At 68.2% G+C, this 10548-nt stretch carries 9 protein-coding genes; 4 read left to right on the forward strand and 5 right to left on the reverse strand.

The annotated features are described in order from the left end of the window. The 5 genes from G3N99_RS26460 to cysD form a co-directional block, all read right to left on the reverse strand. On the reverse strand, nucleotides 1-706 hold a 706-nt coding region (locus tag G3N99_RS26460; protein WP_206123862.1), incomplete at its 3' end, for a beta-propeller fold lactonase family protein. Then, nucleotides 693-2060 (reverse strand): MFS transporter, encoded by a 1368-nt coding sequence (locus tag G3N99_RS26465; RefSeq protein ID WP_206123863.1) that lies wholly within the window; start codon nucleotides 2058-2060, stop codon nucleotides 693-695. The genes G3N99_RS26460 and G3N99_RS26465, both read right to left, overlap by 14 nt. Before the next feature lie 295 nt (nucleotides 2061-2355). Beyond that, on the reverse strand, nucleotides 2356-3543 hold the full coding sequence (locus G3N99_RS26470; protein ID WP_174941770.1) for a helix-turn-helix transcriptional regulator: 1188 nt from the start codon (nucleotides 3541-3543) through the stop codon (nucleotides 2356-2358). 129 nt (nucleotides 3544-3672) lie between these two features. Then, nucleotides 3673-5595 carry a sulfate adenylyltransferase subunit CysN gene (gene cysN, locus G3N99_RS26475; RefSeq protein WP_206123864.1) on the reverse strand — a complete coding sequence of 641 codons (1923 nt, stop codon included), beginning with the start codon at nucleotides 5593-5595 and terminating at the stop codon, nucleotides 3673-3675. Continuing rightward, the gene (cysD, locus tag G3N99_RS26480) at nucleotides 5595-6575 is read right to left on the reverse strand and encodes a sulfate adenylyltransferase subunit CysD (RefSeq protein ID WP_277396448.1); all 981 of its coding nucleotides are present in this window, start codon (nucleotides 6573-6575) and stop codon (nucleotides 5595-5597) included. The genes cysN and cysD overlap by 1 nt, the downstream gene beginning before the upstream one ends. A 130-nt stretch (nucleotides 6576-6705) precedes the next feature. Between cysD and G3N99_RS26485 the strand changes: the two genes are divergently transcribed. The 4 genes from G3N99_RS26485 to G3N99_RS26500 form a co-directional block, all read left to right on the forward strand. Then, complete coding sequence (locus G3N99_RS26485) at nucleotides 6706-7815, forward strand: DUF1214 domain-containing protein (RefSeq protein WP_174941776.1); 1110 nt, start codon at nucleotides 6706-6708, stop codon at nucleotides 7813-7815. Further along, the gene (locus G3N99_RS26490; protein ID WP_206123866.1) at nucleotides 7812-9005 is read left to right on the forward strand and encodes a sulfotransferase; all 1194 of its coding nucleotides are present in this window, start codon (nucleotides 7812-7814) and stop codon (nucleotides 9003-9005) included. Before G3N99_RS26485 ends, G3N99_RS26490 begins: the two co-directional genes overlap by 4 nt. 40 nt (nucleotides 9006-9045) lie before the next feature. Beyond that, nucleotides 9046-9837, forward strand: a complete 792-nt coding sequence (locus G3N99_RS26495; protein WP_174941780.1) for an SDR family oxidoreductase — start codon at nucleotides 9046-9048, stop codon at nucleotides 9835-9837. A 17-nt stretch (nucleotides 9838-9854) separates the two neighbouring features. Then, the coding region (locus G3N99_RS26500; RefSeq protein ID WP_206123867.1) for an acetyltransferase at nucleotides 9855-10548 on the forward strand (694 nt) is incomplete at its 3' end.

Consider the following 10548-nt stretch of genomic DNA (forward strand, 5'->3'; position numbering starts at 1 on the left):
TGAGTTCGGCGACAGCGGGATGACGCGCGCTCACATGCGCATCGCCGAGCCGGCCGCTGTCGGGATCGCGCGCGAACGTTGCAAGCGTGGCCTGGAATTCGCTGACGACGACGAGTGCACGGCCGTCGCGCGCAAATTGCAGGTGACGCGGGCCGAACCCGGTTGGCACGCGCGTTTCGCCATGTTCGAGCGCGCGCAGGCCGGCCGCGTCCTCGACGAGCGCGAAGCTGAACACGCGATCCGATCCGAGCGAGCTGACGTACGCGAAACGGTTGTCCGGCGACACGATCACCGAGTGCGCGTTCGCGATGCCGCCCGCGACCTGCAGCGGCGTGCCGTCGCCGTCGCGCACGTGCGCGGCGTCATAGAGGCTCAGCGAATTTCCGCCGTACGACGCGCCGAGCAGCCAGCGGCCGCTGCGGTCGAGCGACAGGTACGCATGGCTCGCGTCGATCGCGGTCGTGCCGATGCGCACGAGCGCGCCGGTGGCCGGCACGACGCGGAACGCGACGATCGTCGGCTGTTCGCCGCGCGTCGCGACGTAGAGCCGCGCCCGGTCGGCCTGCACGGCGATCGGCATTGCGACGTCGGCGGCGGGATAGCGGGCGAGCGGCGCGAGCGTGCCGTCGCCGGCGAGGGAGAACGTGGTGAGGTCGCCGTCGGTGGCATTCGAGACGACGACGGTCAGGCGGTCAGTGTTCGGCATGGCGGAGCATCGAAGCGTTCGTGAAGGACTTGTCGGCCGGCAGGCCGCGCGGCGGATCGCTGCGCCGGTGGGTGCGCGCGAACAGCGCGGCGACCGCGGCGACGAGCGAAGCGACCGCGAGCGCATACAGCCCGCCCGTGATCGAACCCGTATGTTGCTTCAGATAGCCGAAGGCCGTCGGCGCGACGAAGCCGCCGAGGTTGCCGACCGAGTTGATCAGCGCGATCACGGCCGCGGCCACGCGCGTGTCGAGATAGCCCTGCGGGATCGGCCAGAACAGCGACGACGCGGCCTTGAAGCCGAGCGCGGCGAAGCAGATCGACGCGAACGACCATACCGGATCGTGCGACGTCGACGCGAACAGCCCGCATGCGGCGAGCACGAGCGCGACCGCGAGCCAGCGCTGCGGATGCTTCCATTTCGACGACAGCATCGCGAAGCCGTACATCGCGCCGATCGCGATCATCCACGGAATCGTGTTGTACAGGCCGACCTGGAAATCGGTGAGGCCGCCCATCTTGCGGATGATCGTCGGCAGCCAGAACGTGGCCGCGTAGATCGTCAGCTGGATCGAGAAATACAGGAAGCAGAACAACATGATCTGCGGGTCGCGCAGCAGCGCGGTGGCGCGCACCGGCACGTTCGAGCGGACGTCGCGCGTCGTGCGCTCCTCGTCGAGCGCGTTCTGCAGCGCCGTGCGTTCTTCGGCCGTGAGCCACGTCGCGTCGCGGATATGCGACTTCAGCAGCAGCCAGCTCGCGCCGCACAGTGCGACCGAGAACAGCCCTTCGATCAGGAACATCCATTGCCAGCCTTCGAGGCCGAAACCGCGGATCGACAGCAGCGCGCCGGTGACCGGCCCGGACAGCACCGATGCGAACGCGGAACCGCCGAGGAAGATCGCCATCGCCTTGCCGCGTTCCTGCGGCGGCAGCCATTGCGACAGGTACAGCACGACGCCGGGGAAGAAGCCGGCCTCGGCCACGCCCAGCAGGAAGCGCAGCGTATAGAACGACGTGTCGTTCCACACGAACGCCATCGCGGCCGCGACGATGCCCCACGTCGCCATGATCCGGGCCAGCCACACGCGCGCGCCGTAGCGCTGCATCAGCAGGTTCGACGGCACTTCGAACAGCGCGTAGCCGACGAAGAACAGCCCGGCGCCGAGGCCGTACGCGGCCGCGCCGATGCCGATCGATGCCTCGAGGTGACGATCGACGAAGCCGACGTTCACGCGGTCGATATAGTTCGCGATGAACATGATCAGCACGAGCGGCAGCACGTGCCATTTCACTTTCGAGACGGCGGACGCGAGCGGGTCGCGTCCGGGCAGGGCGGGCGAGGGCGGGTTCAAGCGTGTCTCCGGTCGGGCGGCGGCGGACGGGGCGGGTGCTCGCGTCGGCGTCTGGGTAGCAGTCTGTGTAGTATGTCGTCGTATGACATGGTACGCCTGAGTGCCGATGAAGACGTTGCGGGTTTACCCCGTAATTTTCCGGAAATTGGGGAATTTCATGAGACTCATTGGTGATTCATTCATGTCTGATGACGTATGACATGAAATGAGTGTGCGCCGATTGCCGCGGTTTCGGTCGCGGCTCGCACGTGGTGCATCGACCGGGCAGCCCGTCGCGAGGCTGCCGGCGCGGCGGCTACGCCATCGACACGACGCTGTTGAGCAGCGTCTTCACGAGCACGGCCTGCCGCGTCGCGCCCGTTTTCGCGAAGATGCCGCGCAGATGCGCGCGCGCGGTGTTCTTCGTGATGCCGGTCGCGGCGGCCGCTTCGTCGAGCGTCAGCCCGTCGACGAGCAGCAGCGCGATTTCGGTTTCCATCGGCGTGAGCCGGAACAGCCGGTGCAGCATGTCGCGCGACGTCTGCGGCGACGACGCCGGATCGCGGACGAACACCGCGACGGCCGGCCGGTGCTGGCGGTCCTCCGCGCCGCGGTAGGGCGCGAGCGGGCGCAGCAGCACGCTCAACGGCATCGCACCGCCGGGGCGCGACAGCGTGGTGGCTTCGATGCGGGTGAGCGCTCCCGCGCGGAAATGCTCGAGCGCGGCCTGCAGCGCCTTCTGCAGCCGGCGCTCGTCGAGCGGGCACGACGCGTGGAGCCGCTCCTGGCGCACGCACAGCCCGTCCTGCTGCTCGATCAGCCGCTCGGCGATGCGGTTGCGCTTGATCACGCGGCCGTCCTCGTCGACGATCGCGGTGCCGACGTCGAGCCGGTCGACGGTGCCCGCGTACAGCGCGCGCTCGGCATCGAGTACGTCGAGCGCCGCATGCAGTTCGACCGCCCGCTGCAGGTGCGGCAGCAGCGTCGCGACCTGCGCGCGCTCGGCCGCGTCGAAATCGCGGCCGCCGTGCGCGCGACTCACGAAGAATGCACATTCGACGCCGCGTTCGCCGCGCAGGTTCGCGCCGAGGATGTAGCGCAGGTCGAGCGGCTGCAGGTACTGCCGGTAGAAATCGTGCGCGCGCCACGCGGGTTCGCCGAACAGCCGGTCGGCCGTGAAGACCTGGCCGGGCGGCTGGTCGAGAAACGGGCACAGCGCGTAGAACTGCTCGCTGTACGACGGCTCGCCGGGCAGCAGCGGGCCGTGTGCCGACGCGTTGATGATGAGCCCGTGCCGTGCGCCGCCCGGATTGCGCAGCACCAGCGTCGTGAAGCTTGCGTCGAGCCGCACGCGGACCGCTTCGAGGAAGCCGGCCCACGGGGTCGCTTCCGACGGGCCCTGATAGACGAGCCCGAGCCACGCGCTGAGTTCGCGCGCCGTCCACGCGGCGTCGTCGAAACCGTCGTGCGCGGCCGGGTCGCCGGGCGCCAGCGCGATGGGCATGCTCGTGTTCTCCAGGTCGGGATGAAGGATTCCCGGACCAGCATACCGGCCGGCTGGCGGCCCGCGTCATCCGAACGGAGTAGGCGACGCGGGCGAGCGGGCAGCCGCCGGGCTGCCCGCTCGCGGCGCTTACGCCGCGCGCTCGCGCAGCAGGTACGCGACGATGCGATCGGCCGCTTCCTCCGGCGACTCGGCGACCGTGTCGACACGCAGTTCGGCCTGCGCGGGCGGTTCGTACGGCGAATCGATGCCCGTGAAGTGCTTCAGCTCGCCGCGCCGCGCCTTCTTGTACAAGCCCTTCGGATCGCGTTCCTCGGCGACCGCGAGCGGCGTGTCGACGAACACTTCGACGAACTCGTCGGGGCCGACCAGCGCGCGCGCCATGTCGCGCTCCGCGCGGAACGGCGAGATGAACGACACGAGCGTGATGAGCCCCGCGTCGAGCATCAGCCGCGCGACTTCGGCGACGCGCCGGATGTTCTCCACGCGATCGGCCTCGGTGAAGCCGAGATCGCGATTGAGCCCGTGCCGCACGTTGTCGCCGTCGAGCAGGTACGTATGCTTGCCGAGCGCGTGCAGCCGCTTCTCGACGAGATTCGCAATCGTCGACTTGCCGGCGCCCGACAGGCCCGTCAGCCACACGATGCGCGGCGTCTGAGCCTTCTGCGCGGCACGCGCGGCGCGATCGACGTCGACGGCCTGCCAGTGCACGTTGTGCGCGCGGCGCAGCGCGAAGTGCAGCATCCCGGCGCCGACCGTGTCGTTGGTGACGCGGTCGATCACGATGAAGCCGCCGGTGTGGCGGTTGCGGTCGTACGGATCGAACGCTACGGGCCGGTCGAAGCTCAGGTTGCACACGCCGATCTCGTTGAGCGCGAGCGTGCGCGCCGCGAGATGCTCGCGCGTGTTCACGTCGATCTTGTACTTCGGCGTCGCGCAGGTCGCGCCGACCGTCTGCGTGCCGAGCTTCACCAGATACGGGCGGCCGGGCAGCAGCGGTGCGTCGTGCATCCACACGAGCGTCGCCTCGAACTGATCGGCCACCTCGGGCGGCGCATCCGCGCGCGCGATCATGTCGCCGCGGCTGATGTCGATCTCGTCGGCGAGCGTGAGCGTCACCGCGTCACCGGCGCGCGCGATGTCGCTTTCGCCGCCTTGCGTGATCACCGACGCGACGCGGCTCTCCTTGCCGGACGGCAGCACGCGCACGCGCTCGCCGACGCGGATCTCGCCCGATGCGATGCTGCCCGCGTAACCGCGGAAATTCAGGTGCGGGCGGTTGACCCACTGCACCGGCAGCCGGAACGGCTCGTCGCGGGTCACGCGTGCGGCGAGCGGCAAGGTGTCGAGATGCTGCATCAGCGTCGGGCCCGCGTACCACGGCATCCGCGCGCTCGGCGCGATCACGTTGTCGCCGCGCAGCGCCGACATCGGGATGCTGACGATCTCCGCCAGCCCGAGCTCGGCCGCGAACGCACGATAGTCGGCGTCGATGCGCTCGAACACGGCGCGGTCGTAGTCGACCAGGTCCATCTTGTTGATCGCGAGCACCACGCGCTTGATGCCGATCAGCGCGACGAGATGACTGTGGCGGCGCGTCTGCGTGAGCACGCCCTTGCGTGCATCGATCAGGATCACGGCGAGATCGGCGGTCGATGCGCCGGTGATCATGTTGCGCGTGTACTGCTCGTGGCCGGGCGTATCGGCGACGATGAACTTGCGCCGCGCGGTCGCGAAGAAGCGGTAGGCGACGTCGATCGTGATCCCTTGCTCGCGCTCGGCCGACAGGCCGTCGACGAGCAGCGCGAAATCGAGTTCGCCGCCCTGCGTGCCGACCTTCTTCGAATCGGCCTCGAGCTGGGTGAGCTGGTCGTCGAACAGCATGTTCGATTCGTAGAGCAGGCGGCCGATCAGCGTGCTCTTGCCGTCGTCGACGCTGCCGCACGTGATGAAGCGCAGCAGGTCCCGGGTTTGCGTGTGCGCTTCGTCGGTAGCGCGTGAATCGGGTACGTCGTGCGCGAGCGCCTCGGGCGCGGTGAGAACGTGTGCCATCAGAAATATCCCTCCTGTTTCTTCTTTTCCATCGAACCGGCCGAATCGCTGTCGATCAGTCGCCCTTGCCGTTCGGACGTACGCGTCTCGCGCATCTCCTGCAGGATGTCGTCGAGCGACGTTGCGTCACTGTCGATCCCCCCCGTCAGCGGATAGCAGCCGAGCGTGCGAAAGCGCACCTTGCGCATCTGCGCCACTTCGCCTTCGCGCAGCGGCAGGCGCTCGTCGTCGACCATGATCAGCGCGCCGTCGCGTTCGACCACGGGCCGTTCCTTCGCGAAGTAGAGCGGCACGATCGGGATGTCGTGAAGCTGGATGTACTGCCAGATGTCGAGCTCGGTCCAGTTCGAGATCGGGAACACGCGCAGGCTTTCGCCTTTGCGCTTGCGTGCGTTGTACAGCGACCAGAGCTCGGGGCGCTGGCGCTTCGGATCCCAGCGGTGCTGTTCCGAGCGCAGCGACACGATGCGCTCCTTCGCGCGCGATTTCTCCTCGTCGCGGCGGGCGCCGCCGAACGCGGCGTCGAAGCCGTAGTGATCGAGCGCCTGCTTGAGCCCCTGCGTCTTCCACACGTCGGTGTGCACGGCGGAGCCGTGCGTGAACGGATTGATGTCGTTCGCGACGCCGTCGGGGTTGATGTGCACGCGCAGGTCGAGGCCGAGGCGCGCGGCCGTCTCGTCGCGAAACGCGATCATCTCGCGGAATTTCCAGGTCGTATCGACGTGCAGCAGCGGAAAGGGTGGCTTCGCCGGGTAGAACGCCTTCATCGCGAGATGCAGCATGACCGAGCTGTCCTTGCCGATCGAATACAGCATCACCGGGTTCTCGCTCTCGGCGACCACCTCGCGCATGATGTGGATGCTTTCGGCCTCCAGCCGCTCCAAGTGGGTCAACATCGTTCGTCTCCTTGTTTCATGCCGGTGCCGCGCGACATGTGCGGCGTTTCGTGCATGACACCGACGGTATCGAGCGAGCGGCATGCCGATCTTCGTCCGGGTGGACTAAATCGCCGCACGGCGGTGGAGCGGATCTTTCCTTAGTCCACCCGGACGAAGTGGCGCGCGGCGGCGGCGCATAAGGTGAGCGCTCGACCATCGGCGGAGAGAACACATGACGGACGACACACGTGCCACGCAATTGCTTTCGGGCCAGACCTGGGCCGATTTCTGCGACACCCTGAAACGCAGCGGACAACAGATCCTGCGCGCCGAGGCGCCGGACGATCCGCTGACGCGTGCGGAAGGATTCCGCTACCTGAGCCGGCTGATGCGCATCGCGCTCGAAATGCACGTCGAGTTCGCGGACGGCGCGTGGCCGGGCTTTTTCTCGCCGTCGCACGAGACCGCGAAGATCGGCGCCGACAATCCCGACAACCTGTACCAGTACGCGCGTCTCGACGGCCGCTGCGAATACCGCGTGACGGGGCGGCGCGGCACGGTGGCCTACCTGAGCTTCGGCACGCAGAAGGGCGGCTACGAGACCGACGGCAAGATGCTGCAGACGGGCTTTCTCGATGCGAAGCAGCTCGAGATCGCGCCGGACGGCAGCTTCGAGATCGTGCTGAGCGAAACGCCGCGCGCGGGCAACTGGGTGCGCATGGAGCCGGGCACCAACGCGTTGCTGGTGCGCCAGACCTTCCTCGACCGTCGTGCGGAAACGCCGGCGCAGCTGAAGATCGAGCGCATCGGCGCCGACGATCGCCCGGCGCCGCTCGACCCGCTCGTGCTGCAGGGCGGCCTCACGCGCGCTGCGCAATTCGTCGAGCAGACGTCGAAGCTGTTCGCGGACTGGGCCGCGAGTTACCGGTCGCACGTGAATGCGCTGCCGCCCGCCGACCAGGCGCTGTGCCAGTCGGTCGGCGGCGACCCGAACATCTACTACTACCACTCGTGCTGGACGCTGGCCGACGACGAAGCGCTCGTGATCGACGTCGACACGGTGCCCGACTGTGACTTCTGGAACGTGCAGCTCAACAACTACTGGATGGAGTCGCTCGATTACCGGCACTTCGATATCTGCGTGAACAAGCACAGCGCACGGCTGAATGCGGACGGCGGCGTGACGGTGGTCGTCGCGGCCGCGCGGCCGGGTGACGCGAACTGGCTCGATACGGCCGGGCATCGTACCGGCACGATCTGCTGGCGCTGGGTCGGTGCCGCACAGCCGGTGCATCCGCGTACGCGGGTCGTCAAGCTTGCAACGCTGAAGGAGGCCGCATGAACGCGCCGCTCGACCCGATCCGCGCGTCGCTCGACGCCGATGGACTGATTGCGGAGGCCGTGTCGCGCACGGGCGGCCTCACCGCGTTCGGCGACGGGCCGTATCGCGAGGCGCTCGACGTGATGTGCGCATCGCTGATCGATGAAGCGAACCTGTCCACGCGCGGCGCGGCGATGATGCGCGAGAAGCTCGTCGGCCAGCTCGTGAACCGGCTCGTTATCGAGTATTACTGCCGGCGTCATCCGGAAATCGCGGAGATCGAGATCGACGATCCGCTCGTGATCGTCGGCCTGCCGCGCACGGGTACGACGCTGCTGCAGCGCCTGCTGGCCGTCGACCCGCGCTTCCATGCTGCCGCGTGGTGGGAAACCCGCTACCCGGCGCCGCTCGCGGGCGAGACGCTCGCCGCGCCGGCGGTGCGCATCGCGCGTGCACAGGCCGAGGTCGCGACGATGATCGACTGCGTCCCGCAGATCCTGACGATCCACCCGCTCGATGCGATGCTCGCCGACGAGGAGTTCATGCTGATGGAGCATTCGTTCGTGTGCGCGATGGATTCGTACGCGAACGTGCCGCGCTATACGGCATGGCTCGCGCAGCAGGATCTCACGCCGGTCTATACGTACCTGAAGCGGATGCTGCAGTTCCTGCAGTGGCAGAAGGCGCAGCGCGGCGTCGCGCCGGCCGCGCGCTGGCTGCTGAAGACGCCCCAGCACCTGCATGCGCTCGACGTGCTGTGCCGCGTGTTTCCGCGCGCGCAGGTCGTGCTCACGCACCGCGATCCGGCGCAGACGATTCCGTCGATGGCGAGCATGGCGCATACGTTGTGGCAGATGTATGCGGACGATCCGGATCCGCTCGCCGTCGGCGCGCAGTGGAACGCGGGGATGGCGCGCGCGATCGGTGCGGCGATGGCCGCGCGCGACGCGCTGCCGGCCGACCGCTTCCTCGACGTGCGCTTCGAGGACACGGTGTCGAATCCGCTCGGCGTTGCCGAGGCCGTGTACGCGTTTGCCGGGATGCCGCTCGATGCGCGGCAGCGCACGGCGATGACGGACTGGATGGCGCGCAACGGCCGCGACAAGCGTGCCGCACACGACTATTCGATCGCGCGCTTCGGCTTCACCGATGCGCAGCTCGCGCGCGACTTCGCCGCGTATCGCGCGCGGCACCTGCGGGCGGCCGGCTGACGCCGGGCTCGCGAGACCCACGACAACCAGGAGACAACCCATGTTGCTGAAGGACAAGATCGTCGTGATTTCAGGGATCGGGCCGGGGCTCGGCGTGAAGCTCGCCGTCGAGGCCGCGCGCGAGGGCGCGCGCGGCGTGGTCGTCGCGGCGCGCACGATGGAAAAACTCGACGACGCCGACGCGCGGATCCGTGCGCTCGGCGTCGGCTGCGACGTGCTGAAGGTGAAGACCGACATCACCGACCGCGCACAATGCCGGCAGCTCGCGACGCAGGCCGTCGAGCGTTTCGGCCGGATCGACGCGCTCGTGAACAGCGCGTTCGTGCACGGCACGTTTCCCGAACCGGTGGAAGAAGCCGACCTCGACGGCTGGCGTGCGGTGTTCGACACCAACGTGTTCGGTACGATGGCGCTCACGCAGGAAGTCGTGCCGCACATGAAGCGACAGAAGCGCGGCGCGATCGTGATGATCAACACGCAGGCGACCCGCAAGCCGTTTGCAGGGGAAGGCGGCTACGCTGTTTCGAAGGGGGCGCTCGCGGTTGCGGCAAAATACCTGGCGCGCGAACTTGGCGTGCACGGCATTCGTGCGAACAGCATCCACATGGGGTGGATGTGGGGCGTGCCGACCCAGACGTATTTCCGGCAGGCGGCCGCCGAGTACGGCATGACGGAAGAGCAGATCATCGCGCCGATCGCGTCGAACATCGCGCTCGCGAAGCTGCCGACCGACGACGACTGCGCGCGTGCCGCGCTGTTCCTCGCGTCGGATTATGCGAACGCGGTGACGGGCGCGACGCTCGACGCGAATGGCGGCGATTTCATGCCCTGACGATGGAGCAAAGGATCATGCAGGACAACCACGACACACAACATTTCTTTGCGTTCAACGGCGACGCGGACGGGCTGTGCGCACTTCAGCAACTGCGGCTGGCGGAGGGCGTGCACGGCACGCTCGTGACCGGCGTGAAGCGCGACATCAAGCTGCTCGAGCGGATCGACGCGCGGGCGGGCGACATCGTCACCGTGCTCGACGTGTCGCACGACCAGAATCGCGACGCGTGCGCGCGGCTGCTGCGCGACGGCGCGACGGTCCGCTATTTCGACCATCACTTCGCGGGCGAGCTGCCTGACGAGCCGCGCTTCGACGCGCATATCGACACGGCAGCCGACGTCTGCACGAGCGCAATCGTGAACCGCTATCTCGGCGGCCGGCACGTGCGCTGGGCGATCGTCGCGGCGTTCGGCGACGAGTTGCCGGCGCTCGGCCACGCGCTCGCGCGCGAGCACGGGATTGGCGACGCCGAGCGCGACACGCTCGCCGAACTCGGGCTCTACCTGAACTACAACGCGTACGGCGAATGTGTCGGCGATCTGCATTTCGACCCGGCCGCGCTCGCCGACGCGATGCTGCCTTGCATCGACCCGCTCGATTTCGTGCGCGAGACGGCCGTGTTCGCCGCGCTGCGCGACGGCTACCGCGACGACATGGCGCGCGCGTGCGCACTCGCGCCGCTGCGCGAAGTGCCCGGTGCGACGCTGG

The sequence above is a fragment of the Burkholderia sp. Ac-20392 genome, assembly GCF_017104585.1.
Lineage (GTDB): Bacteria > Pseudomonadota > Gammaproteobacteria > Burkholderiales > Burkholderiaceae > Burkholderia > Burkholderia lata.

What these genes read in the sequence shown, in the direction of transcription:
- G3N99_RS26470 (WP_174941770.1), bottom strand. Translation starts at nt 3,543, where the DNA reads ATGCCCATCGCGCTGGCGCCCGGCGACCCGGCCGCGCACGACGGTTTC.
- cysN (WP_206123864.1), bottom strand. Translation starts at nt 5,595, where the DNA reads ATGGCACACGTTCTCACCGCGCCCGAGGCGCTCGCGCACGACGTACCC.
- cysD (WP_277396448.1), bottom strand. Translation starts at nt 6,575, where the DNA reads ATGCCGCTCGCTCGATACCGTCGGTGTCATGCACGAAACGCCGCACAT.
- G3N99_RS26485 (WP_174941776.1), top strand. Translation starts at nt 6,706, where the DNA reads ATGACGGACGACACACGTGCCACGCAATTGCTTTCGGGCCAGACCTGG.
- G3N99_RS26490 (WP_206123866.1), top strand. Translation starts at nt 7,812, where the DNA reads ATGAACGCGCCGCTCGACCCGATCCGCGCGTCGCTCGACGCCGATGGA.
- G3N99_RS26495 (WP_174941780.1), top strand. Translation starts at nt 9,046, where the DNA reads ATGTTGCTGAAGGACAAGATCGTCGTGATTTCAGGGATCGGGCCGGGG.